The sequence below is a fragment of the Streptomyces sp. NPDC006314 genome (assembly GCF_040613075.1).
Taxonomy (GTDB): Bacteria; Actinomycetota; Actinomycetes; order Streptomycetales; family Streptomycetaceae; genus Streptomyces.
In genome coordinates, this window is sequence record NZ_JBEXRL010000015.1 from 100,526 (window position 1) to 126,053 (window position 25,528).

The window sequence follows — 25,528 nt, forward strand, 5'->3', positions numbered from 1 at the left end:
TACCCGTATGTTGTACACGTACGATAATACTAGCCGGAGGAGGGTCGGTTGTCACCCGCAAAGCGACAGGCGCACCCACGTTTTTGACGGTGACATGGCAGACCCACTCGTACGAGGATGGCCGCATGCCCAACTCCACCACACCCGTGGGCAGTCAGCTGCCCCGCCAGGTCGCCGACGCCCATGTCGACGCCCTCGTCGACCTCGACCCGATCACCGGCACCTATCTCGGCGTCGCCGAGAGTTCCGGCCGGCTCACCGACTTCTCGCCGGCGGGCCAGGAAGCGGTGGCCCAGCTCGCCCGTACAACCCTGAAGCGGCTCACCGCGGCCGAGGCCGGACCCGGCGCGGACAGCGCCGCCGAGCGGCGCTGCGCCCGACTGCTGCGCGAGCGGCTCACCGCCGAACTCGCGGTGCACGAGGCGGGCGAGGGACTGCGTACGGTCAGCAACCTCGGCTCACCGCTGCACCAGGTCCGCGATGTCTTCACGATCACCCCCGCCGACACCGACGAGGACTGGGCGGCGATCGCCCGGCGGCTGCGCGCCGTGCCGGCCGCGCTGGAGGGCTACCGGGCCTCCCTGGACGCCGGCCTCCAGCGGAGGCTTCCCGCAGGACCGCGTCAGGTCGCCACCGTCATCGGCCAGCTGGCCGAATGGATCGGGACGGACCGCAGCTGGTTCGCGCAGTTCACCGATCCGGGGCCCGAGCGGCTGCGCGCCGAGCTCACCGCGGCCGCCTCGGTGGCCACCGGCGCCCTGGTGGAGCTGCGGGACTGGTTGCGGGACACCTACGCCCCGGCCGTCGAGGGCGCACCGGACGTCGTCGGCCGGGAACGGTACGGCCGCCTCGCGCGCTACTACAACGGCACCGACCTCGACCTGGACGAGGCCTACGCGTACGGGTGGGCCGAGTTCCACCGTCTGCTCGCCGAGATGCGGACCGAGGCCCGGAAGGTGCTGCCGGGCGCCAGGACGCCCTGGGAGGCACTGGCCTGGTGCGACCAGCACGGCGAGGCCATCGAGGGTGCCGAGGAGACCCGGCAGTGGCTCCAGTCGCTGATGGACGAGGCCATCGACGCCCTGGACGGCACCCACTTCGAGCTGGCCGAGCGGGTGCGCCGGGTGGAGTCGCGCATCGCTCCGCCGGGCAGCGCCGCCGCCCCGTACTACACCGAGCCGTCGCTGGACTTCTCCCGGCCCGGCCGGACCTGGCTGCCGACGATGGGCGAGACCCGCTTCCCGGCCTACGACCTGGTCACCACCTGGTACCACGAGGGAGTACCCGGGCATCACCTCCAGCTGGCCCAGTGGGCACATGTCGCCGACAGCCTCTCCCGGTACCAGACCACCGTGGGCATCGTCAGCGCCAACGCCGAGGGCTGGGCGCTGTACGCCGAGCGCCTCATGGACGAGCTGGGCTTCCTGACCACCGCCGAACGGCGGCTGGGCTATCTGGACGCACAGATGCACCGTGCCATCCGCGTCATCATCGACCTCGGGATGCATCTGGGGCTGGAGATTCCGGCGGACTCCCCCTTCCACCCGGGTGAGCGCTGGACGCCCGGGCTGGCCCAGGAGTTCCTCGCCGGCCACAGCAGCCGCCCGGCCGACTACGTCGAGAGCGAGATCATCCGCTATCAGGGCATGGCCGGCCAGGCCATCGGCTACAAGCTCGGCGAGCGGGTCTGGCTCGAGGGCCGGGAGGCGGCCCGCGCCCGGCACGGCGCGGAATTCGACCTCAAGGCCTGGCACATGGCGGCGCTGTCGCAGGGCTCGCTGGGCCTGGACGACCTGCTGAGCGAGATCTCGGCGCTCTGAGCACCCGTCGGTCCGCGCCGCGGGCCGCGAACGAAAAGCCGGCCCCGGTGCCACCGGACGGACGGTGGCACCGGGGGCCGCGCGTCCGCCGGCCGTCACCGTTTCGAGGGACGGACCCTCGAGTGCACCGAAGTGGCCTGGTGCTAGGGTGTCGCGCAAGCGTCCCGAGGAGGAGAATCTCCCTACTCCCCGGCGGGTTCGAGCACTCGCCGGGTTGCGGACGCCAGAGCGGCCGGGAGCGGGTCCTGCTCATCCGGTGACCGATCTGTTTCCCGGTGGCCCGGCCCCGCTTCCCATCACCGGTGGGACCACCGAACCACCTGCGCGGCCCGGGCCTCTCCCGACCGGATCACCGGGGCCCGCCGCGCCCCTTTCGGGACGGCCGCGGGATCGCTCACCAAGCCGTGAAGGAAGTGGACGGATGCAGCCCCCAACCAAGCGCACTGGCAGAACCGGCCGTCCGCCCCGGCTGTCGCAAGAGGCGATCATCTCGGCCGCACAGCGCCTGTTGGCGGCGGAAGGCGCCGACAGCCTGTCGATGAGACGCCTGGCGAAAGAGCTCAACAGCACCCCGATGGCGCTGTACCACCATGTGCGCGACAAGGACGAGCTGCTGCTGCTCCTGCTCGAGGCGCACGCGCAGAGCATTCACCGCCCCGAGCTGCCCGAGAATCCGCGCGAGCGAATGATCGCCGCGGGCCAATTGCTGCACGACGTGCTCGCCGACTGCCCCTGGATCGTCGAGGTGCTCGCCTCGGACGACCTCATGGCCACCTCCGCGCTGTGGATCGTCGAGGCGATGGTGGACGCCGCCGTCGGCTGCGGCCTCACCCCCGAGCAGGCCGTCGACGCCTACCGCACCGTCTGGTACTACACCGTGGGCGAGTTGATGATCCGTGTGACCCGCGCGCGCCGACAGGCCGAGATCGACCAGCCCTCGCACCGGGACCGGGCGTTCGCCGCCCTGTCGACGGAGGCCTACCCCCGGCTCGCGTCCCTCGCCGGCCGGTGGGCCGAGCTCACCGCCCGCGACACCCACCGCCAGGGCCTCGAAGCGGTGATCGACGGGCTGATCGCCCGCGTCTGAGCCGATCCCCGTGCCGTGTGGCCCGTCAGGGGGGAGGGCTCCCGACGGGCCGTGCGCACAGGCCTCTCAGCAGGCCGGGTCCTCTTCGAGCACCTGCTCCCGCAGTGCCTTCTTGTCGACCTTGCCCACCGCCGTCAGCGGCAGCCCGGCCCGCACCACCAGACGGTCGGGCAGCTTGTAGGCGGCGATGCCGCGCGCCCTCAGGGCCGCCTGCACCTCGCGGAGCGTGGGCGGGTCACCGACGTCCCCGGGCACGATGCACGCGCACGTGCACTCCCCCATCAGCTCGTCGGGCAGCGCGATGACGGCGGCGGCCGCGATGCGGTGGTCGGCGACCAGGTGCTCCTCCAGCTCCTGCGCCGGTACCTTTTCACCGCCCCGGTTGATCACGTCGTTGACGCGGCCCACCACTTCGAGGTTCCCGCCGGTCGTGCGTGTCACCAGGTCGCCGGTCCGGTAGTAGCCGTCCTCGGTGAAACGGACCCGGTTGTGCTCGGGCGCCCGGTAGTAACCACGCAGGGTGTAGGGGCCGCGGGTGAGCAGCTCGCCGGGCTCCCCCGGGGCGGCGGGCCCGCCGTCCGGCCGCAGCACGAGGATCTCGTCGGCCGGCGACAGCGGGCGCCCCTGCGTGCGGCACACGACGTCCCAGGGGTCGTCCAGGCGGGTGAAGTTGAGCAGGCCTTCGGCCATTCCGTAGACCTGCTGCAGCGTGCAGCCGAGGGCGGCGGGCACCTGCTGCGCCGTGTCGGCGTCGAGCTTGGCGCCGCCCACTTGGAGCAGCCGCAGCGAGGAGAGGTCGCACTCGTTCCACTCCGTGGCTTCCAGCCACAGCGCGAGCAGTGGCGGGACGAGAGACGTGGCCGTCGCGCGGGCCTGTTCGACGAGCGGGAAGCACACCTCCGGTGTCGGTGCCGGCGCCAGTACGGCCGTTCCGCCGAGCCGGAGCACTCCCAGCACTCCGGGGCAGGCCAGCGCGAAGTTGTGCGCCGCGGGAAGCGCCGCCAGATACCGGCTGTCCGGGCCGAAGCCGCACAGCCGCGCGGTCTCCCGCAGCTGGTACGTGTAGTCGGCGTGGGTGCGCGGTATCAGTTTCGGCCGGCCCGTGGTACCGCCGGACAGCAGGAACAGCGCCACGTCGAGCGGATCGGGTGCGGGCAGTCCGACCGGCTCCGCGTCCACCTCCTCGAGCGCTCCGAAGGAGCCGGACCCGCCCGCGACCAGCACCTCCCGCAAGGTGGCGCAGCGGGCCGCGACCTCCTTGGCGAGCCGTCCGTACTCGCTGCCCAGGGACTCGGAGGGGCAGACGTAGACCGTCGCCTCCGCGGTGTCCACCAGGTGGGTGATCTCCGCCTCCCGGTGCGCCGGGAGCGCGAACACCGGCAGGGCGCCCAGGCGGAACAGCGCCAGCGAGAGCACCACGAACTCGGGTGTGTTGGGCAGTTGTACGACCACGCGCTCGCCGGCCCGCACACCGCGCGCGCGCAGCCCGGCCGCCATCCGGTCGGCGGCCCGGTCGACTTCGTCGAAGGTCAGGTGCCGGTCCGGAGTGATGAGGGCGGTCCGGGCACCGCGGTCGGGCATCCCGGACGGCCACTCGCCGAGCGTCTCGCCCGTCCAGTATCCGAGCTCCTGATACCGCCGGGTCACGGCGGCGGGCGGGCTCACAAGGTCTTCGCTCATCGGGGTCCCCCCAAGGGTTCGCTGGGATCGGTTGGGCCGGGCCACGGCCGGGGGCCGGTTTCGTCGCCTCGCGCCGCGGCCGTAAGAACCGGGTCACGGCATGCTGGGCCACCCCGCGGGCGTGCCGGCCGCCGCGTTCCGGGCCTGCGCCACGATGTGGTCGAGCACCTGCCGGCGGTGCGCCTCGAGGTAGAAATGGTCGCCCGGGAGGACGTGCAGTTCGCAGGGGCCCTCGGTGGCCTCGCACCACGCCGTGGCCTCCCACTCGTCGACCTCGGGGTCCCGGTCGCCGTGCAGGACGGTGACCGGGGCACGCAGCGGGACGCCGGGCAGCGGCCGATACGTCTCGATGAGCTGGTAGTCGCGGCGGATGGTGGGCAGGACGGCCGACATCAGGGACTCGTTGTCCAGGATGCCGTTGCCGGTGCCGCCGAGGCGGCGCAGGTCGGCGACCAGGTCGTCGTCGCTGCCGAGATGCACGGTGCCCGGCCGCGACAGCCTCGGGGCAGGGCGGCCGGACACCACCAGGGCGGCAGGCGCCCGGTCCGCGGCGGTCAGTCCCCGGGCGACCTCGTACGCCACGGCGGCACCCATGCTGTGCCCGAACAGCACCGCGGGCAGGCGTGCCCCCTCCTGCTGGTCGGCCAGGAGTTCGCCGGTGATCGCGCCGGCCAGCGCCGCCATGTCGGTGGGGGCCGGCTCCTCGTACCGGTCCTCGCGGCCCGGGTACTGGATCACCGCGAACTCGACGTCCCAGGGGGCGTCCGCGGCCCACGCGCGGTAGTGGCTCGCGGCGCCGCCGGCGTGCGGGAAGCACAGCACCCGGGCTCTCGCGCACATGCGGGGCACCGGACGGCGGAGCGCGGTCCCGCCCCGGGCCGGTCTCGGGGGTTCGGTGAACATGTCTGCCTCACTCACTCGGTACGGGGGCCAGGGAGACCTGCCAGAACTGGGCGTAGCGGCCTTCCCGGCGCAACAGCTCGTCGTGGGTTCCCTGTTCGACGATCCGTCCGCCGTCCAGGAAGGCGATGCTGTCCGCCTGCCGGACGGTGCGCATCCGGTGGGCGACCACGACCACCGTCCGCCCCGCCAGCAGGCGGTCGATGCCGGCCTGGACGGCGCGCTCGTTCTCCGGGTCCAGTCCGGAGGTCGCCTCGTCCAGCAGGACGACAGGGGCGTCCTTCAGCAACGCCCGTGCGATGGAGACGCGTTGGCGCTCGCCGCCGGAGAGCACCGCGCCGCCCTCGCCCACCCTGGTCGACCAGCCGTCGGGGAGCCGGGCCACGACCTCGTCGAGGCGGGCGGCCGCCGCGGCGGCACGGACCTCGGCGTCGCCGGCGCCGGGGCGGCCGAGACGTACGTTCTCCTCGATGGTGGCGTCGAACAGGTAGACGTCCTGGAAGACGACGGAGACGCGGCTCATCAGGTGGTCGGTGCCGATGTCGCGTACGTCCACGCCGCCGAACCGCACGGCGCCCGCGTCCACATCGTGGAACCGCGCGATGAGCTGCAGCAACGTGCTCTTGCCCGCGCCCGAGGGGCCGACGACCGCGAGGCGCTTCCCCTGGGGCACGGTCAGGGAGACTCCGTCGAGCACCGTGCGGCCTCCTCGGCGGAAGACGACCGAGTCGAAGGCGAGGTCGCTGTGGCGCGGCTCGACGGGTTTCTCGGCTTCCGGCAGCGGTTGCTCCTTGAGTACGGCGTCCAGCCGCTCCAACTCGCCGCGCGACGCCCGCATCTGCCCGTTCAGGTCGGAGAGTGACAGCAGTGGGTCCACGCAGCGGGCGGCCAGCACCAGCAGCGCCAGCACCTCGGCCGGCTGGATCCGCCCGCCCAGGGCGAGCCAGGTGCCCAGCACCAGCAGCCCGGTGAACACGGCCTGCACGGTGAAGGACAGTCCCAGTACGCCGGGCAGCGCCGACAGCGCGGAGCGTCGTACCGCACGTCGCTGTCCGTCGAGCGCGTCGTCCAGCAGCCGGAACCTCTCGGTGGTACGGCCGCCCACGCGCAGCACCGGCTGCGCGCGGATGTACTCGATGACGCGTCCGGCGGCCTCGTCGCCTCGTCGCGCGCGCTCCGCGTCCTGGGCCGCCGTGGCCCGGCCGGTCCAGATCTGCGTGGCGGCGACGACCGGTACGGCCACGAGGGCGGCCAGGCCCAGCCGCCAGTCGTAGCAGAGCATCACGGCGACCACGGTGAGCGGTGTCACGCAGGCCCCGATGAGCGGCTGCAGGCGGTGGGCCGGGACCGCCATCACCTGCAGCACGCTGCGACTGGCGAGGACGGTCACGTCGCCCACGCGGCGCGGGGTGAACCAGCCCAGGGGCAGCCGGGCCAGATGGTCACCGAGCCGGTGGTGCAGGCCACGGGAGAGCGTGGCTCCGGCGCGGAAGCCGGACACGTCCGAGCGGTAGCGCAGTACGGCGCAGACGGCCGCGGCCGCCGCGAAGGAGCCCAGCCAGGGCCAGGCCTCCTGCGGCTCGCTGCCGAAGAGGGCCCTGAGCATCGGCACCAGCAGCGCGTACGAGAGACCCTCGGCCACCGCGGTGGCGATCATCAGGGAGAGGGTGCGACGCAGTGGGCGGGCGTGCTCGTCACCGAGGACGCGCAGCAACAGACGGATCACCGGTACTCGCCTCCTTTCGTGGCTGCTCCGCGATCCTGCGGCGCACTGTCGGGCCAGGCCTGCTGGGCCTCCCACATCGCCGCGAACTTGCCGTCCCGGCCGAGGAGTTCGGCGGGCGATCCGCACTCCGACACGGCTCCGTCCTCCAGTACGACGACGGTGTCGGCCTCGGCGATGGTCTCCAGGCGGTGGGCGATGACCAGTTGGGTGCGGTTCTCCCTGAGCGTGTCCAGGGCGCGCCGCACGTCGTACTCGGTACGGGGGTCGGCGAACGCGGTGGCCTCGTCGAGCACCAGCACCGGGGCGTCGGTGAGCAGGGCACGGGCGATGGAGATCCGCTGGGCCTCTCCCCCGGAGAGCCCCGCGTCCTCGCCGATCACGGAGTCGTAGCCGCGGGGCAGTTGGAGGATCCGGTCATGGATGCGGGCGAGCCGGGCCGCGCGCACGACGTCGTCACGGTCGGCGTGCGGGACCGCGAGGGCGATGTTGTCGGCCACGCTGGCGCGCAGCAGCCGGACGTCCTGGAGGACGAAGGAGACCAGGCGGTACAGGTCCTGTGGCGCGATGTCCCGCAGGTCGGCGCCGCCGAGCAGGACGGTTCCGCGCGTCGGGTCGAAGAACCGCGGCAGCAGCTGGGCCAGGGTGGACTTGCCGCTGCCGGAGGGACCCACCAGGGCGGTGACGGTGCCCGGTTCGAGGACGAGGTCGATGCCGCGCAGGACCTCGTGTCCGGGCTCGTAGGAGAAGCCCACGTCGCGCAGCTCCACCCGGTGGCCGCGCGGTGCCACCGGCGTGCTCGGTTCGGGCAGGGGCGCCACGCGCAGCAGGGCCTGGATCCGGCCGGCCGCCCGCTGGGCCGCCTGCACGTCGTCCAGTCCGTGTCCGAGCGCGGCGACCGGGGCGGTCAGGCCCAGCCCCAGCAGCAGGAAGGGGAGCAGGTCGGCGGGGGGCATGGTGTCGGTGGTGATCAGTGCCGTGCCGCCGGTGAGGAGGACGACCAGGACGAACGGCGGGGACAGCACCAGGGCGGCCAGGGCACCGAGGGCCGCCACCCCACGCACCCAGCCCAGGAAGTAGTCGGCGAAGTCGTCCGCCGCCTTGATGAAGGCGCGGTGCGCGCGGCCCTTGCCGCCGAAGGCCTTCACCACGGAGATCCCCTCGACGAACTCGACGGCGGAGCCGGCGATCCGGCCCATGGCCGCGTCCAGGGCGAGTTGGTCACGGCGCCGGCTGTCGGACATGAGCATGAGGTTCAGCAGCAGGCCGAGCAGCACCGGGACCAGCGCCACCAGGGTGAGCCGCCAGTCGATGAGGAACAGGTAGACCAGGGAGGCCAGCGGCACGACGACCGCCGAGGTGATCTCTCCAGGGGTGTGGGCGGTCAGCGGGTGCAGATCGCCCACGTCGTTCTGCACGACCTGGCCGACCTCGCCGGAGCTGCGCCGCGCGTACCAGCCGAGGGGCACCCGGCCGAGGTGCTCGGCGAGCACTCGCCTCAGGGACAGCTGGAGCTCGCCATCGATGAGGTGCCCGATCCCCGAGGACAGGGCCCCGAACAGGACGCGGACGAGCAGTCCGATGGCGCCGACGGCGACGACGGCCCACACGTGGCCCTCGTCCACCGGGCCGGGCAGCAGCAGCGCACGTCCCAGTTCCACGACGGCGATCAGCGGGGCGAGGCCCCCGAGGGCGCTGACGATCTGCAGCACCAGGACGGCGGCCAGGCCGAGCCGGTGCGGCCGCAGCAGCCTGGTGAGCGCCTGCCCGGTGGAGTCTGCTGCGGTGGTCACTGCCGCACCTCCGTCGCGGGGGCGCCGACGCCGCCGGCCGCCTGTGCCGGCGCGGCCTCGCGGGCGCGCGCGGGCAGGACGACGGCCGCCACGACCGCGGCCACGGCCAGGATCGCTCCGGCCAGGCCGAGCCCCACCCCGAACCCGCCGGTCATGGCTTCCTTGGGGGGGTCGCCGGCCTGGAGGGCGCCGTCGGTGTGCTGGACCTGGACGGTCACGAGCACGGCCAGTCCGAGCGCGCCGCCGATCTGCCGGGCACTGTTGAGCAGCGCGGAGGCCATCCCCGCCTCGTGCGGCGGCAGCCCGTCGGTGGCCGTGCTGGTCGGCGGCACGAAGCACACGCCGATGCCGAAGCCGGCGACCAGGGACGGGCCGAGGATGTCGGCCAGGAAGCTGCCCGACGGGCTGATCAGACCGAACCAGCCGAAGCCGGCGGCCGCCACCAGACCGCCCGGCACGAGCAGGGCCTTGGCTCCGAGGGTGCCGAGCAGCCGGGTCGAGACCGCGCTTCCGGCGATCATGCCGGCGCAGAAGGGCAGGAACGCCGCACCGGTGGCGACCGGCTTCAGTTCGAGCACCTGCTGGAGGTAGAGCGAGACGAAGTAGAAGCCCGCGAACTGCCCCGCGCACACCAGCAGCAGGAAGAGATTGGCGCCTCCGATGCCGCGTCGGGCCAGGAGTCCGAAGCGGACCAGCGGGTCGGTCGTCGACGATCGCGTCTCCACCAGGACGAAGGCGAGGAGCAGCACCGCCGACCCCGCGAGGGTGCCGAGGGTGGTGCCCGAGGTCCAGGCGTTCTCGTTGGTCCGGACGACACCGAGGACGAGCAGTCCGATTCCTCCGGTGCCGAGGACGGCACCGAGGGCGTCGAGCCGGCGCGTCCCCGCGGCGGCCCCCGCGGGCACGTGCCGCATCGCCAGCCAGGCGACGGACAGGGCCAGCGGCACGTTGACGAACATGACCCAGCGCCAGCCGCCGTACTCGGTGAGCAGCCCGCCGGCGAGCACGCCCACCGCCCCGCCGACGGCCGACACCGCGGCGTACACGCCCAGCGCCCTGGTGCGTTCCCTGCCTTCCCGCTGGGTGGTGGTGAGCACCGCGAGGGCGGCGGGCGCCATGGCGGCCGCCCCCAGACCCTGCACCACCCGCGCGACGATCATCTCGGCGGGGTTCTGGGCCAGCGTCCCGCCGAGCGACGCCGCGGCGAACACCACGGCACCGAGAACCAGCAGCCGGCGCTGTCCGTACACGTCGGCCGCCCGGCCGCCCAGCAGCAGAAGGCCGCCGAACACCAGCGAGTACGCGTTGATGACCCACGAGAGCTGATCCGGGGCGAATCCCAGGCCGCTGCGGATGGCGGGGAGCGCCACGTTCACGATCGACATCACCATCGTGACCGTGAACTGCGCCAAGGCCACCGCGAGGAGCACTCGCCCCCGTCTCAGACCTTTCTCGTTCACTGCTCCTCCATGATTCTCGTACGCATTATTTGTACGCGTACGATAACTGTATCGAGGGCGCAAATCCCTGTCACCCCGAGCTGGGGAGCAGATCAGCCGCCGCCACCGGGGGGCCTGGCCGGGGGGCGGATTCCTGCGGATATCCGAGGGCCCCGGTGAGGTCCTGCCACGCGTGGGCGACCGTCAGATGCCGTTGGGCGCCGCGCAGCGGATCACCGCCTTCGGCGATCCGCGCCGCCAGCTCGTCCAGGGCGTGCAGCACACCGTCCGGCCACACCTCCTCCAGCACCGCCTTCCAGGAGGGCGGCCCGGCGGGCCCGAGCACCTCGGCAGTGGTGCCCGGGCCGGGCAGGAACCTGCCCACCGCGTCCGGCGCGGTGCGCGGTACGGGGCTCCAGATCACCGGGCCGTGAGTGTTGACCAGCGTCAGGTTTCCGGCGTCCGTGCCCACGGTGACGCGATGCAGGAAGAGGCTGGTGCTGTCGTCACCGGGCTCCATCCGGTTCTCCACCCGGAGGGTCAGCGGGACCCCGGCGACGGTGGCGTCCAGGGAGGTGAGCGGGCGGCCGTCGGCCGCGGCGGGCGGGGTCAGCGACCAGGGGCGCACCCCGCCGAAGATCTGGCCGAGGATGTCCAGCAGGTCGAAGGAGACCTGGACGGCGCACATCGCGTCCACGAACACCGGCGTCCGCAGTTCCACGAGCCGCCGTGCCGCGGCGACGAAGCGCCGTACGGGCTCGACGTGCGGGTAGAACGTGTTCAGCAGGTACTGCGTCCCGGTGCCGCGCGCCGTGCGCAGACAGTCCGCCAGCTCGGCCGGGTGCACCGGGTGTTCCTGCAGGACGTGCACCCCGCGCTCCATCAACCGCCGGGCCAGTACGGCTCCCTGGCCGCCACCGACCGAACTGGAGACCACCACGCAGGCGGCGTCCACGTCTCCGGGCAGCTGGTCGACGGAGGAGTACAGCGGGACGCCGTACTCCTCGGCGAGGGCCACGGACCGGGCGCCGCCGCGCGCGACGATGCCGGCCAGGCGGTAGCGCTGCGGGCACCGCCGCAGCGCCGACAGGTACACCTGCCCGAAGCGGGTGCCGCACACCACGACGCGCAGCGGAGCGCGCTCCCGGCCGCTCATCGCCCGGCTCCGGACCGCAGGGTGAGCGCCGCGGCGGTCCGCGCCACGTGCGGTGGCTGGACGCAGGTGAAGTGGTCGCCCGGCACGTCGACGACCGTGAGTTCGCCCAGGCAGAGATCCCGCCAGAAACGCGTCATGTCGTCCTGGAAGCCGGGGATGAAGTGCGTGGGCGCGAGCGGGCGCAGGAAGGTGATGTCACCCGCGTAGGGCAGCGGGTCGTAGTGCGTGACAGCCTCGACGGTGTGTTCGAAGACCCGGTGCAGCGCGGCCACCTGGCCGACGTCGCCCAGGCCGGCCTCGGTGCGGGCCAGCGCCCGGTGCAGGGCCTCCCGTCGCTCGTCACGGGAGCGTTGGCCCAGCAGCCGGAAGCGTTCGGCGACGGACTCCAGCCGTTCGTCCCCGCCGAGCTGCGCGAAGACCCCCGGTTCGAGCGCCTTGGGGGAGCGGGCCAGCGCCGCGGCGAGCGCCCGCCCCATGTCGCCCTCGTCGGCGGGCCAGCCGAGTGCCTCCAGGTCCCCGCCCATGACACGGGCGAAGGCGTAGTCGACCATGAGTTCGTCGTCCAGCCGGTACGGAATGCGATAGCTGGACACCACGGTCAGCCCGCGCACCGCGGCCCCGCCCTCGCTGAGCGCACGGGCCAGTTCGGCGGCGATCAGCCCTCCGGAGCAGTAGCCCACCACCTCGACCTCGCGATGCCCCGCGGCGAGCACCTCGCGTGCGTACCGGGCGGCCAGATCCTCGACGAGCCGGTGCGGGGCGAGTTCCAGATAGCCGTCGCTGTCGGGCACGGCGAGCCCCACCAGGGGCCCGTCGGCCGTGAGTTCCTTGATCAGCGGGCGGTACGGCGCCAGGGTTCCCAGTCCCTCGTGCACCAGCAGCCGCAGCGGACCGGTCCCGCCGCCGCCCAGGTCGACCAGCGCGGACCGCCGGTCGACGAGCGCGGACGGCCGGCCATCCGTCCCGGTGCCGGGGTCCGCCGGAGCCGTGAGCCGGTCGGCCAGGCCGGCGACCGTGGGGGTGTGCAGCAGCGCGCGCAGCAGGACGTCGAAGGAGACGGCCGCCGCCTCGGGCACGCACTCGCGCACCCGCCCCACCAGTCGCGCCGCGAGCAACGAGTCGCCGCCCGCGTCGAAGAACCCCTGTCCGCGGTCGGGGAGTTCGCCGCCGAGCAGCTCCGCCCAGAGCTCGGCCACGCGCCGCTCCACTCCGGGGCGCGGCGGCTCGGCCGTCCGGTCGGCGGCGCGTTCACCGCGCCGCGGCACCCAGCCGAGCAGCCGTTTGCGGTCGACCTTGCCGTTGGAGGTCAGCGGCAGCGCGTCCACCACCTGGATGTGCGCGGGGACCATGTGGGCGGGCAGCCGCGCGGCCACCCACCGGCCGACGTCGTCGGCGTGCAGCTCGGCGCGGTCCTGTTTGAAGGACGCGGCGAACACTCCCTGCCCGAGCGCGGCGAAGGGGTCGTCCGGGCCCGGCAGGCTCAGCACGTCCTCGGCGCCCGCCTCGGTGAGCAGCCGGCGCCACTGCTCCTCATGGACGAACAGGTTCCGCCTCTCGCGCCGCAGATCCTCGGGCTCCTCCATCATGAACGCCTGGGTGGCCGTGATCTCCGGGTGCTCCCTGGTCATCTCGAGCAGGCAGAGCCATCCCCGGGGGGCGAGCAGCGTCCGCAGCCGGTCGAGGACCTGCGCGGTGTCGCGGGCGTTGTTGAGCGCTCCCGCGCTGAGCACGACGTCGAAGGAGTTGGGCAGCAGCCCCTGCGACCGCGGGTCCCGGTTCATGTCGAAGAGGCCGAAGCGCATTCCGGGCCGCCCACCGAACCGCTGCCGTGCGTCGGCGAGGAAGTACTCCGAGACATCGGTGAACAGATAGTCCACCGGCCGGTCGCCCAGTGCGTCGAGGACGGGCCCGGTGGCCGCTCCGATGCCGCCTCCGACCTCGAGGACCCGCAGCGGACGGTCCTCCACCCCGCTCGCCGCGCCGCCGACGGCGGCTCCGAGCGTCGCGAGCAGGCGACGCGCGGCCAGGTTGTCGGCGTACCAGGCACGCGCGACCTCCTGGCTGCCGCCGGGGAAGAACAGCCGTACGGCCTCCTCCTCGCCGCGCAGCAGGGCCGGCAGGGCGTCGGCGTGGGCGCGGAAGTACGCGAGCAGCGGGGGCGGGCAGATGTCGGCGGGGGCGTGGGCGGCGAGGTCGGCCCAGGCGCGGTCGATCTCGTCGCGGTGGGGCGCGGACCGTCCCCGCCAGGTGTCCGTGCCGGGCTCGGCGTGGACGAATCCGGCCCGTTCCAGGGCATGCAGCCAGCGCCGCAGCAGTCCGTGGTGCCGTTCGTCGACCCGCAGAAGGCGGATGAGGTCCGCCTCGGAGTGGGCCTCCTGCCCCGCGAAGAGCCCGGAGGGGGCCAGTGCGTCGGCCATGGAGAGCAGGAACGCCCGGTCCAGGTGGTCCACGTAGGCGGCGACCTGCCCGGCGTCGGGTGCGCTGTCCCCGAGTGGTGCGGCATTGACGGCGTCGGCCCCGGCCGCGACGGCACGGGCCACCGAGGCATCGGGCGTGCCCGCGCGGACCGCCGGTTCCACGAAGGCGACGAGAGAGCGTTCGAGCGCCTCGGTGCCCTCCACCAGGACGGCGCTGGAGCCGACCGCCGGGTGCTCGCCGAGGACCGCGTCGATCTCCCCGAGTTCGACGCGGTGCCCCCGGATCTTGACCTGCTGGTCGGCGCGGCCGAGGAACTCGATCTCGCCGTCCGGCAGATAGCGTCCGAGGTCGCCCGTGCGGTAGAGGCGCTCCCCGGTCGCCGGGTGCCGGGGGAAGCGCTCGGCGGTGCGCTCGGGGTCGTTGAGGTAGCCCTCCGCCAGTCCGGCGCCGGTGATGTACAGCTCGCCGGCGACCAGGTCAGGGCGGTCCCGCAGGGCGCTGTCGAGGACCCGGAAACCCTGGTTGGCGAGCGGGGTGCCGTAGGGGACGCTGCGCCAGTGCGGCTCGATGCGGCGGATGCGGTGGTGGATCGACCAGATCGCGGCCTCGGTCGCTCCGCCCAGGCTGACCAGTTCGGCGCCGGGCAGGTGCCGCCCCGCATGGGCGGGCAGCGCCAGCGGGATCCAGTCACCCGACAGCAGCGCGAGCCGCAGCCGGTTCAGCTCGCGGGGTTCGGCGTCGAGGTAGTGGGCGAGCATCTGCAACTGGGCGGGGACGGAGTTCCACAGCGTGACCCCGTGGCGTTCCGCCAGGTCCGCCCAGTGGGAGGGGTCGCCGCGGCGGGCCGGGTCGGGCAGCACCAGGGCCGCGCCGAGCGCCGTCGGCCCGAACAGGTCGTACACGGACAGGTCGAAGCCCAGCGCGGCGAGACCGAGGACGCGGTCCCCGGCACCGACCGCGAAGCGCTGGTTGATGTCGTGCACGGTGTTGGCGGCGGCCCGGTGACTGATCATCACGCCCTTGGGCTCACCGGTCGAGCCTGAGGTGTGGATCACGTAGGCGAGGTCGCCGGGCGTCACAAGACGCTCGTCGGGGACCTCGGACAGCGGGAGCGGCTCGGCGGCGGACACGTCGACCGGGCGGCACTCCGCCGGCAGCGTCCGTGCCAGAGCGGCGTCCGACACGACCGCGTGCCGGGCCCGGCAGCCGGTGAGGATCCGGTCGCGGCGCACCTGCGGCTGCGCGACGTCCACCGGCACGTACGCCCCGCCCGCGAGCAGGGCGCCCAGGACGCCGACGACCTGGTCGCGCCCCTTGTCCATGAGGACGGCGACGAAGTCCCCGGGACGGCAGCCCGCGGCCCGCAGTTCCCCTGCCACCCGGGCGGCCCGGCCGAGCCACTCCCCGTAGGTCATCGAGCCGGTGGCGTCGATGACCGCGGTCTCGCCGGGGAACTTCCTGGCGTACTCCACCAGCGGCTCGTGCAGCAGGCAGCCGGGCTCCGGGGCGGCCGTGGCGTTGACGGCGTCCCGGCGGGCCCGCTGCCGCTCGGGCAGGCCCAGCGGATCGGCCGCGGTCCAGGGGGCTTCCTGCTCCGCCAGCCGGTGCAGGAGCCGCGCGAACCCGGCGAACATGTCGTCCACCAGGCCGTCGGGGAACACCCCCTCACGGATGTCCCAGTTGACCTCCAGGCCTCCGAACTGGTCGGTGGCCTGGCAGTCGATCCACACCTGCGGTGTCTGACTGATCCCGTACACCGGCCGGAGTCGCTCGGCTCCGCTCCCGAGGGCCCGGCCCACGACGCCGATGCCGCCGGTGAACACCACGGGCATCAGGGCGGCTTCGCGTCCCCGGCGCCGGGCGAGTTCGCGCAGCACCTCGACGCCGCCGCACAGGCGGTGGTCGAGGTCCTCGAACAACTGCTCGCCCAGGCCCCGGGCCCGGTCGGCGAAGGCGGCCCGCTGCGACTGGTCCACCGCGAGCAGGCTCACCGAGGTGAAGTCGCCGAGCAGCCGGTCCACGTGCGGGTGGAGAGGCATCCGGTTGAGGACGGTGAGGCCCAGACTGAACCGGTCGCCGGCGCTCCAGCGGCCGATCGTCTCGGCGTAGGCGGCGAGCACGGCGTTGGCGGCGGTGATGCCATGGGCGGCCGCCCTGGTCTTCAGCGCCCGCCAGGCGTCCTCGGTCAGCGAGGCGGCCAGGCGGCGGAACCGGGGCGGCGCGTCGGCCGGTGTGTGGCCGTCGGCCAGGGTAAGGGCCGGTGCGGCGGGCAGGTCGTCGACCCTGCCCCACCAGTAGGCGCGGTCGCGTGCGTAACGCTCGGTGTCGCGCAGCCGGCGTTCCGCGGCGACGTAGTCGCGGAAGGTGGCGTCGATGGGCGGCAGCGGGCAGCCGGGCTGCTCGTAGCGGCGGTCCAGTTCGGTGAGCAGCAGCTGGATGCTGATCCAGTCCAGCACCATGAAGTCCATCGACAGATGCAGCAGGCTGCGGTCCGCGAGCCGCGTCAGCCGCAGCTCGTACATGGGGCGGTCGCCCGCGGGATGCACCCGGTGGGACAGCTCCTCGCGGACGGCGGCGGTCGCCTCGGACGCGGCGTCGGCGGGGGTCTGCCGCAGGTCGGCGACCTGGATACGGGTGTCGGCGAGGGCCGGCGCGATGCGCTGGGTGCCGTCCTGCGCGATGACCGACCGCAGCATGTCGTGGCGCTCGACCAGGCTGTCCCAGGCCTGTTGCAGCCGTTGCGGGTCGAGGTCGGCGGGACGCCGGAACTCCAGGTAGATGTGGCAGGAGACGCCTCCGTAGTCGAAGGCCTGGTCCCGGCCCAGCAGATAGGCGGACTGGATGTCCGTCAGCGGGAAGGGCTCGTGGCGGTTCTCCGGCTCGGCCGTCCATCCGGTCCCGGGACCGGCCGAGCCGCCGGTACACGCCGCGTCGGGCGGGGTCTGGTCGGGCAGTTCGGACAGGAGCTGCTCCTTGCGGCCGCGCAGGGCCGCGAGCAGCTCGTCCGTCATGGCACCCCGCGGGGCACGGAACCGCAGCTGCTGCCCTTCCCGCCAGACCCGGATCCCGGCCCGCTCGAACTCGCTGATCAGCTCACCGACGGTCACAGCACACCTTCCTCGAAGTCACCGGCCAGGGCCTGGTCCCCCGGCGTCATGTCCCGGGCCGCGGAGAGCAGCCCCTCGATCAGCGCGCCCAGAGCGGCCACGGTCGGTGCGCGCATCACGTCCCGCATGGGCAGCTCGACGCCGAGGGCCCGCTGGACCTCGGTCACCAGCCGGGTGGCGAGGAGGCTGTCGCCGCCCAGCGCGAAGAAGTTCTCGTCGCGGCCCACCGAGGCGACGCCGAGCAGCTTGGTCCACAGCCCGGCGACGGACTGCTCCGTGGCTCCCCGGGGAGGCTCGGTGGACTCCCGCGGCTGGACGGCCAGGGAGGCGAGCATGCTCTGCACGGCGCGCCGGTCGACCTTGCCGTTGGCGCTCAGCGGCAGCGCGGGCAGCGCCGCGAAGTGTCCCGGGACCATATGGGCGGGCACCCGGTCGGCCAGCCAGCGGCGGAGTTCCTCCGGGTCCAGTCCACCGGCTCCGGACGGCCGTTGTGCCGTCACGAGGACCTCTCCGGTGGGCTCTGTGCGCACGACGCGCGCGTCGACCAGTCCGGCGGCGGCGCACGCCCTCGCCCACCGCGGCCCGGAGTGCAGCCAGGCCGCGCTCGGGCCGCCCGGCCGCAGCCGGCCGGCCTCCGCCTCGAGCGGCAGGGCGACGAGCAGCGCCAGCGGGGTGAGGCGGGTGCGTTCGAGCAGGTGGAGCCGGCCTCCGGGCCGGAGCAGCAACGCCATGGTGGCGGCGGCGGTCTCGGGGTCCGGCATCCGGTGCAGGACGTTGGCGGCCACCACCGCGTCGTAGGCGTGCAGCTGCGGGGCCGGCAGGGCGAGGCCGCCCTGGTGGACGGTGCGCACCCGGTGCCCGGAGCCCGCGAGCCGGACGTCGGCCGTCGCCAGGAGCGTCGGGGACGAACCGAGCACCGTGTAGTCGACGGTGCCGGGTTCGAGATCGGCGAGCAGCCGTGCGGCGCCGAGCCCGCTCGCCGCGTCCCAGTCGGCGACGGTGAGGGGCCCGTCCGCCGCGTCGGCCCGCAGGTCGGCCGCGATGGCCGCGAGGCAGTTCCCGGTCCCCGGCATGGCGTCGGCCAGGCCCTCCGGCGACAGCACCGGATCGTCCAGGAGCACAGAGGCGTGGGCCTCGCCGGTCAGGACGGCGGCCAGCATCGGCCCCGCCCAGGCCAGCGCGGCCGCCACCGGCTCCAGGTGGGTGCCGGCCGCCCGCTCCCGCAGCGTCCCGAACCGCTCGGGGGCGCGCACCTCGGCCCATCGTGCGCCCGGACGGACCGCGCCGCCGTCGCGCCGTACGACCCCGTGCCGGGCGAGCTCGTCGAGCCAGGCGTCCAGGACGGGGCGTTGCTCCTCGCGCACCGGCATGGTCGCGGCGGGGGCGGGGGCGGGGGCGGGGGTCACGACCGGGGCGATCAGTTCGGCCAGCACCGTCTCGACGAGTTGCAGTTCGAGCAGATCGACGTCGTGCGCGGGCCGGCCGTCCGGACTCTGCGCCGGGTCGGCGTCCTCGGTCCCGTCCTGCGGGTCGAAGCCGTGCCCCGGGGCGCGCTCCACGACGGCGGCGATCAGTTCGCGGCGGCGGTCGCCGACCGTGACGACGACGGCCGAGGAGACCTCGGGGTGGGTCTGCAGGCCGGCTTCGATCTCACCGAGTTCGACCCGGAAGCCGTTGATCTTCACCTGGTGGTCGAGCCGGCCCAGGAACTCCAGGTTCCCGTCGGGCCAGTAGCGGCCGAGGTCGCCGGTGCGGTACCAGCGCTCCCCGGCCACGACGGGAAAACGCTCCGTCGTCAGGTCCGGCTCCCCGCGGTACCCGAGGGCCACACCGTCGCCACCGATCCACAGCTCGCCCGGCACCCAGTCGGGGCAGTCGCGGCCCCGGCCGTCGACGACCCGGAACTTCTGGTTGCGCAGCGGCTTTCCGTAGGGGACGGACACCCACTGCGCGGGCACCTCGGTGATCTCGTACGCGTTGGACCAGATCGCGGCCTCGGTGGCGCCGCCGAGCCCGACGAGCCGGCATCGCCCGTTCGTCGAGGCGGCCAGCCGTCCGGGCAGGTCCAGGCCGATCCAGTCGCCCGACAGCAGGGCGAGCCGCAGGGAGGGAGGCAGCGGGGCCCCGTCCGCCGCGGTGAGCAGCATGTCCAGCAGCGCGGGCACGCTGTTCCAGACGCTCACCCCGTGCCGGGCGCACAGGGTCAGCCACTGGTTCGCGTCCCGCCGGTCGGACTCGTCCACCAGGACCAGGGCGCCGCCCGCGGCGAGCGGTCCGAAGACGTCCCACACCGAAAGGTCGAAGTCCAGCGCGGAGACGGCCAGCACCCGGTCCCCCGCTCCGATGCGGAACCGCTCGCCGATGTCCTCCACGGTGTTGACGGCGGCCCGGTGGCTGACCTCCACTCCCTTGGGCGTGCCGGTGGAGCCCGAGGTGAAGATGACGTACGCCGTGTCGCCCGGCTCGGCGGGCACGGGGGCGTCGAGCGGCTCCCCGGCCAGCGCCTCGGCGATGGCGAGCACCTCGGTGGCCGGGCCCGGTTGCGGGAGTCCGGTGCCGTCCAGGACGAGCCGGGCACCACTGAGCTCCAGGATGCGGGCGCGTCGCGCGGCCGGCTGGTCGACACCGACGGGTACGTAGGCGGCGCCCGCGGCGAGGACGCCGAGGACCGCGGCGATCTGGTCCGGGCCCTTGGGCGCCGTCACCACGACGGACGTGCCTGGTCCGACGCCCCGCCGGGCGAGGGCTCCCGCGATGCGCAGGGCTCGTTCGGCCAGTTCGCCGTGGGTGAGCCGCCCGCTGTCGTGCCACAGCAGCGCGGGCTCGGCGGCCCGCTCCCGGGCGTGCTCGAAGAAGGCCGTGTGGAGCAGGCGTCCGCTGTGCGCGCGGGTCGCGGAGTTCACCTCGTCGCGGCGGCGGCGCTGCGCGACGGGCAGGGCGAGGTCCGGCGTGGTGAAGTGGTCGTTCGCGGCGAGGTCGTGCAGCAGAGTGGTGTACGCGACCATCATGGCGGCCGGCATGCCCGCGGGGAACAGGTCGTCCACCGTGTCCCAGGCGAGCAGCAGTCCCCCGCCCCGGGTCGCGTAGACCTGGTGGTCGAACCAGACCTGCGGGGTCTGGGAGAGCATCCAGGACAGCTCCCCGAAACGCTCGGCGAAGGAGTCGGGGACCAGCGGGGCGTCGAGGTTGCAGGCGAAGACGACCGGTGCGCTGCGCGGTGCGTCCACGTCGGCCCGGACGAAGTCGCGCAGTACGTCCACGCCGGTGTACGCGGCGTGCGCCACGTCCTCGTGCAGCTGCTTCTGCACGGCCAGGGCGCGTTCCTCGAACCCTTCCCCCCCGGTCAGGTCGACCTCCAGCAGCACGAGGCTCGTGAAGTCCGCGACGATGCGCCCGATCTGGGGATGCGCCTCCAGATCGCGGTCGAAGAGGGGCAGGTTGAGCAGGAACCGCTCCTCGCCGCTCCAGCGGGCGAGGACCTCGGAGAAGGCCGTGGCCAGGAGGACGGCGGGCGTGACGCCGGCCCGGGCGGCCCGCCGCTGCAGGGCGCTCCACTCGCCGGGCGCCAGCTCGTGGGTGCGCCGTACGAAGCGGGTGGCCGGGAGGTCGGCGGGCTCCACGGCCAGCGGCAGCCGCGGACCGCCGGGCAGGTCCGGCAGCCGTCGCTGCCAGTACGCGCGCGCCGTCTCGCGCTCGGTCGTGCGGCTCTCGGCCCGGTCCTGGAGGTACTGCCCGAAGGTGTACGTCAACTCCGGTACGGACGCCGGGTCTTCGTACAGGGCCGCCAGGTCCGCGAGGAGCAGCCGGATGCTGTGCACGTCGGCGACGAGCAGGTCGACGTTGAGGTGGAGCCGGTTGGCGGACCCGGGCAGCCGGCTCAGTTGCACGTCCAGGACCTCGCCGGCCGCCACCTGGAGGCGGCGGTGCGAGAGCCGGTCGCGCAGCTCCTCCAGCGCGCTGCGGGCGGCTTCCTCGGACCGGTCACGGAAGTCGTGCACGGTCAGTCCGGGCCAGGGCGACCGCGGCAGGACGCGCTGTGTCGCGTCGGCCCCGAAACTGGCCCGCAGCATGGGGTGCAGATTCATCAGGGCGCGCACCGCGGTCTCCAGGCGGACGGGGTCGACCTCCCGGGCGTCCATCTCCAGATAGGCATGGCAGCCGACCCCGCCCAGGGGCTGGTCGTCGCCGCGCCCGATCCAGTACGCCTGTTGCACCGCGGTGAGCGGGAAGCCGTCCCCTTCGTCGACGCGGACGCCCCGGGCCGGCCTGCGGGACCCGCCCGGTGCTGGCGTCGATCCGGCCACGCCCTTCAGCAGCTCGTACCACGCCGACAGCCGGGGATCCGCGGACAGACGCCGGAAGTCGACCCGGGCGCCGGCGCGGTTGAGCCGATTGGTGAGCCGCATCAACTGCATGGACTGCAGGCCGATTTCGAAGAGGTTGACATCATCGTCCGCGGGGCGCAGTTCCGTGCCCAGCAACCGGGAGACCTCCTGTCGCAGGGTCTCCGGATCCCATGCGAGCGCTGCCGTGTTCGCGGCCTGGGGCGACACCATCTCCTGTGACATCCATTCACTCCGGTTCGTCGATCTGGTGCGAGCGGCTCTGCGCCCCTCCCCCGGTGACGGGTCGACTCAGGAGCGACCGGAAGCCCGACACAGCCTCACACTTGCGACTGGCCAGAATCTGGATACTTTCTCGGACCCGCCTGAGGACGCGGTCGGACGTCACCGGCGCGGTGCGCCCGGGCGCTTGCTCGCGGTACGCGGACGGCTCTCGTCGACGTCGTCGACGAGAGCCGTCCCGCGACCCCGCACGGGGTCGTCTCGCTGTCTTGGTACCCGATGTGCTCAGCTCCGGCCGTCGGCGTCCCGCCGCGCCCCCATGCGCTCACGGCATGCGTATTTCGTCGCCTCCACGGTGCTGCGGGCCAGGGCGACGGCGTCGTGCAGGAGATCGGTGCGGGCGGGGCGGCCGTCCGAGACGTCCTGCCGCGCGCGCAGCAGGTAGGCCGCGCAGATGAGGGCATCGCTGGCGGCGCTGACCTCCGCCGGGATGCGCCGCCGGCCCGCGTCGCGGAGTTCCAGGGCCAGGCTTTCCAGATCTCGGGCGACCGCTGCGAGATCGGTCGTCTCCGGGAGAGCACGCACAGAAGGACTCCCTTCGCCTGCCCGACGCCGGCACGCCGCGTGGCGGCGTCCCGGCGAGCGGACCTCGGTCGTCACGCAGACGGGTCGTCGGTCTTCGTGACGAGGTAGTTGCCGAGCACCAGGTAGTCGATCTCGGTGCCCAGGAAGCAGTTCAGCGCGTCGGCCGGGGCACACACGATCGGCTCACCCGCCACGTTGAACGACGTGTTGATCAGGCACGGCACGTCGGTCAGCGCGGTGAACCGGCGCAACAGCGACGCCAGCAACGGCGTGTCCTCATCGGTGATGGTCTGCACCCTGGAGGTACCGTCCACGTGCGTCGCACCCGGGATCACGTTGTGGTACTCCGGGCGCACCGGAAACACGAACGTCATATACGGCGAACGGTTCTTGCGGCCCATCTCGAAGATCTTCGGCGCGTCCGACTCGAGCACGATCGGCGCGAAGGGCCGGAACGGTTCGCGGTGCTTGACCCTGGTGTTGATGACGTCCTTGATGTCCGGGAACTTCGGGTTCGCCAGGATGCTCCGGTGTCCCAGCGCCCGGGGCCCGTGCTCGAGCCGGCCCTGGAACCAGCCGATGACGACCTTCTCGGTGAGCAGCTTCGCCACCTGGTCGATCACTTCGTCCTCGGCCAGACGGCTCCAGCGCACCCGGTCGCCGAACTCGTGCAGGGTCCGCTCGATCGTCGCGTCGTCGTACTCCGGCCCGAGGTACGGGGTGACCGAGTCCGCGTACTTCACCTCCGCGGTGTTGTCCGGGTGGTTGGCCCAGGCGTGGACGGCGGCACCGATGACGACTCCGGTGTCGCTGGCGCCGAAGCTCACCGCCATGTCCTCGAACCGTGAACCCTCCAGCAGCAGGGTGTTGTTCACGCAGTTCAGCGCCAGGCCGCCCTCGAAGAGCAGGTGGTTCAGGTCGGTCCTGGCCTCCAGCGCGCGGAGCTGGTGGCTCGTGACGACCGTGAGCATCTCCTGCGCCGCGGCGGCGAGACGGGCCTTGTACTCGACGGTGTCCTCGAAGGGGCCGAAGCACTTCTCGAACAGGTCGTCGAAGCAGCGGGGGTTCTCGACGTCGTGCGGCCGGCAGAGGGTGTAGCGACCGCCCTCGTGCAGCTGGACGATGTGCTCGAGGAACGGATTCGGCGAAGGGGGCTCGGCGAATCCGGAAAGCCCCATGACCTTGTATTCGTCATTGTTGGGCACGAAGCCAAGGAACCGGGTGATCGAGGCGAACAGATTGCCGAGCGAGTCGTTGGCGCTGATGATCGACTCGTCGAATACCCGGATCCGGCCGTCGCGGATTTCTCCGGTCAGCGAGGAGAACAGTTCGGCACGACCGTCACTGATGAGGAATGCGGTGTCCTTCATTCCCGCCATGTAGTAACCGGTCATCGCGTGAGCGAGGTGGTGCTGCACGAACACCACCTTGTCCGGATCAGGGGTGAATCCGGTGCGTGCGGCGAAGTCGGCGAGGATCGCCTCGCGCCCGAGGACCTTGTCGAAGAGCTCACCGATACGGCCCAGCCGGGCCACCTTCTCCGCGGGATCCATCGGAGTGGACGCGAGGTCGAGCATCATCGCGTCGAAGATCTCGGGGGTAAAGTTCCACGGAACGGCGATGAGATCGATGTCGGAGAACTCGATGCCCGCCTGGTCCAGGCACCACTTCACCGCGTGGAACGGGAAGTCCGAGGTCTTCTTCTCCCGGTTGAGCCGTTCCTCCTCGACGGCAGCGACCAGCTTGCCGTCCACCAGGAGCGCGGCGCCCGCATCGTGCCCGAGGACGTAGTGCTTCTCGGTGCCGACCGCGCCGAATTCCTCGGCGAAGACTTCTGCGCCCCGGGTGAACCCGTTGCAACCCAGAACAATCATGACAATTTCCTTCTCTGTTGCGCTGCGTCGCGTGCACCGCCCGCCGACCGGCGGATCCGGGTGGAATATCCAGGTGCGAAAAAATTCGAGCACCTACTCACACCAGCGAATTCTGCCGCCAGGCTACCCGCGCGTATCAGCGTGCTGCAATATGCGAATCACACTGCCCTGGATGCATTTTTCACACCCCTTGGGACTTCGGACAGTTCCATGACCAATCGAGTACAGTGACCCAATGAATTGCCGACGGCAATCCTATGCGTCGCATTTCCCGGCGAACGAGGCCGGAAGTTCTTGAGCTTGATGTTCGGAGCGCCTTTCACGATCTCCTAGGAGGGGCTGCCATGCCCTTGGACCGCATACTCCGGAACTTGATCAAATGGCAACGCGCCGACGGCCCTCCGGTTCCGATGCGCGCCCTGACCGTCGAGCAGGCCCGCGAGCGATATCTCTCGAACGCGGCCCTTCCTCGCCGGCAGGACGGCGGCCCGCGCGCTGCCGTCACCGCCGTCGACCGGACGATCGACACCGCCGACGGGTCGGCGTTCCGATGCCGGGTCTACACCCCGGGAACGGACGAGGGCCGGGTGGTCACCTATCTGCACGGTGGCGGCTGGGCGCTGGGCGACATCGACAGTCACGACCAGGCCTGCCGCATCGTGGCGGCGTCGCTGGGCGCGGTCGTCGTCTCGGCCGACTACCGGAGGGCACCCGAGTTCCCCTATCCCACGCCGCTGCTCGACGCCATTGCCGCGGCCCGCTGGACGAGCCGCTCCTTCCCCGGCCGCGAACACGTGCTCGCCGGTGACAGCGCCGGCGCCCACCTGGCCGTCGGCGTCGCGCTGGACGCGCGTGACACCGGTGACCTCGGGTTCGCCGCTCAACTGCTGCTGTACCCGCCCGTGGACCCGCGGCTGCTCTTCGCCGCGGCCAGCCCGTACGCCGAGGGGTATCTGCTGACCGTCGACGACATGGCGTACCACTACGACCTGTACGTCCCCGATGCGCGACGGCGCTTCGACCCCGCCGTCGACCTGCTCAACGCGGACCTGCGGAACCTGCCGCCGGCGGTAGTCGCCACGGCCGAGTTCGACCCGCTCCACGACGAGGGGGTCGAACTGGCCGACAAGCTGGCCGTCGCCGGTGTACCCGTCCGCCATGTGCCGGGACCGGGTCTTGTGCACGGCTACTTCCTGATGCAGGACATCGTGCCGGCTGCGGCCACCTGCGGCGAGCGGGTGCTGCGGGAGCTGGACGCCGTTCTCCGGTCGCCGCGCGGCGCGAGCCGGGCCGCGTCCGGGCGGTACGCCGAGGCGGTCCGGGGGGACTGAGCCGGCGGCGCCGAGCGAGATTCCCCGGTCGGCGCCCCGGAGGTCGTCCG

Annotated in this window: 13 protein-coding genes; 3 read left to right on the forward strand and 10 right to left on the reverse strand. The window is 72.8% G+C overall.

The genetic code is table 11. The features are described from left to right. The first annotated feature begins 125 nt into the window (after window positions 1-125). Entirely contained in the window at window positions 126-1,820 is a 1,695-nt protein-coding gene (locus ABZ079_RS25795; protein WP_356941813.1) for a DUF885 domain-containing protein, read from the forward strand. 421 nt (window positions 1,821-2,241) lie between these two features. Further along, the gene (locus ABZ079_RS25800; RefSeq protein ID WP_356941814.1) at window positions 2,242-2,907 is read left to right on the forward strand and encodes a TetR/AcrR family transcriptional regulator; all 666 of its coding nucleotides are present in this window, start codon (window positions 2,242-2,244) and stop codon (window positions 2,905-2,907) included. Between the two features lie 66 nt (window positions 2,908-2,973). On the opposite strand, the gene ABZ079_RS25805 is transcribed toward ABZ079_RS25800, so the two are convergent. The 10 genes from ABZ079_RS25805 to ABZ079_RS25850 form a co-directional block, all read right to left on the reverse strand. Next, on the reverse strand, window positions 2,974-4,587 hold the full coding sequence (locus ABZ079_RS25805) for an AMP-binding protein (RefSeq protein WP_356941815.1): 1,614 nt from the start codon (window positions 4,585-4,587) through the stop codon (window positions 2,974-2,976). Between the two features lie 93 nt (window positions 4,588-4,680). Continuing rightward, complete coding sequence (locus ABZ079_RS25810) at window positions 4,681-5,427, reverse strand: alpha/beta fold hydrolase (protein ID WP_356941816.1); 747 nt, start codon at window positions 5,425-5,427, stop codon at window positions 4,681-4,683. A gap of 70 nt (window positions 5,428-5,497) precedes the next feature. Then, complete coding sequence (locus ABZ079_RS25815) at window positions 5,498-7,213, reverse strand: ABC transporter ATP-binding protein (protein ID WP_356941817.1); 1,716 nt, start codon at window positions 7,211-7,213, stop codon at window positions 5,498-5,500. Continuing rightward, the gene (locus ABZ079_RS25820; protein ID WP_356941818.1) at window positions 7,210-9,003 is read right to left on the reverse strand and encodes an ABC transporter ATP-binding protein; all 1,794 of its coding nucleotides are present in this window, start codon (window positions 9,001-9,003) and stop codon (window positions 7,210-7,212) included. The genes ABZ079_RS25815 and ABZ079_RS25820 overlap by 4 nt, the downstream gene beginning before the upstream one ends. Beyond that, entirely contained in the window at window positions 9,000-10,463 is a 1,464-nt protein-coding gene (locus ABZ079_RS25825; RefSeq protein ID WP_356941819.1) for an MFS transporter, read from the reverse strand. Before ABZ079_RS25825 ends, ABZ079_RS25820 begins: the two co-directional genes overlap by 4 nt. A gap of 70 nt (window positions 10,464-10,533) precedes the next feature. Further along, window positions 10,534-11,598 (reverse strand): Gfo/Idh/MocA family oxidoreductase, encoded by a 1,065-nt coding sequence (locus ABZ079_RS25830; RefSeq protein WP_356941820.1) that lies wholly within the window; start codon window positions 11,596-11,598, stop codon window positions 10,534-10,536. After that, on the reverse strand, window positions 11,595-17,123 hold the full coding sequence (locus ABZ079_RS25835; protein ID WP_356941821.1) for an amino acid adenylation domain-containing protein: 5,529 nt from the start codon (window positions 17,121-17,123) through the stop codon (window positions 11,595-11,597). The genes ABZ079_RS25830 and ABZ079_RS25835 overlap by 4 nt, the downstream gene beginning before the upstream one ends. Further along, window positions 17,120-21,691 carry an amino acid adenylation domain-containing protein gene (locus ABZ079_RS25840; RefSeq protein WP_356941822.1) on the reverse strand — a complete coding sequence of 1,524 codons (4,572 nt, stop codon included), beginning with the start codon at window positions 21,689-21,691 and terminating at the stop codon, window positions 17,120-17,122. The genes ABZ079_RS25835 and ABZ079_RS25840 overlap by 4 nt, the downstream gene beginning before the upstream one ends. A 282-nt stretch (window positions 21,692-21,973) precedes the next feature. After that, a complete protein-coding gene (locus ABZ079_RS25845; protein WP_356941823.1) occupies window positions 21,974-22,273 on the reverse strand; it encodes a hypothetical protein in 300 nt (99 codons plus the stop codon). Between the two features lie 71 nt (window positions 22,274-22,344). Then, window positions 22,345-24,147, reverse strand: coding sequence for a carbamoyltransferase C-terminal domain-containing protein (locus ABZ079_RS25850; protein WP_356941824.1), 1,803 nt, complete (start codon window positions 24,145-24,147; stop codon window positions 22,345-22,347). 371 nt (window positions 24,148-24,518) lie between these two features. Between ABZ079_RS25850 and ABZ079_RS25855 the strand changes: the two genes are divergently transcribed. Continuing rightward, the gene (locus ABZ079_RS25855; protein ID WP_356941825.1) at window positions 24,519-25,478 is read left to right on the forward strand and encodes an alpha/beta hydrolase; all 960 of its coding nucleotides are present in this window, start codon (window positions 24,519-24,521) and stop codon (window positions 25,476-25,478) included. Window positions 25,479-25,528 lie beyond the last annotated feature (50 nt).

What these genes read in the sequence shown, in the direction of transcription:
- ABZ079_RS25795 (WP_356941813.1), top strand. Translation starts at nt 126, where the DNA reads ATGCCCAACTCCACCACACCCGTGGGCAGTCAGCTGCCCCGCCAGGTC.
- ABZ079_RS25800 (WP_356941814.1), top strand. Translation starts at nt 2,242, where the DNA reads ATGCAGCCCCCAACCAAGCGCACTGGCAGAACCGGCCGTCCGCCCCGG.
- ABZ079_RS25805 (WP_356941815.1), bottom strand. Translation starts at nt 4,587, where the DNA reads ATGAGCGAAGACCTTGTGAGCCCGCCCGCCGCCGTGACCCGGCGGTAT.
- ABZ079_RS25810 (WP_356941816.1), bottom strand. Translation starts at nt 5,427, where the DNA reads ATGTGCGCGAGAGCCCGGGTGCTGTGCTTCCCGCACGCCGGCGGCGCC.
- ABZ079_RS25830 (WP_356941820.1), bottom strand. Translation starts at nt 11,598, where the DNA reads ATGAGCGGCCGGGAGCGCGCTCCGCTGCGCGTCGTGGTGTGCGGCACC.
- ABZ079_RS25840 (WP_356941822.1), bottom strand. Translation starts at nt 21,691, where the DNA reads ATGTCACAGGAGATGGTGTCGCCCCAGGCCGCGAACACGGCAGCGCTC.
- ABZ079_RS25850 (WP_356941824.1), bottom strand. Translation starts at nt 24,147, where the DNA reads ATGATTGTTCTGGGTTGCAACGGGTTCACCCGGGGCGCAGAAGTCTTC.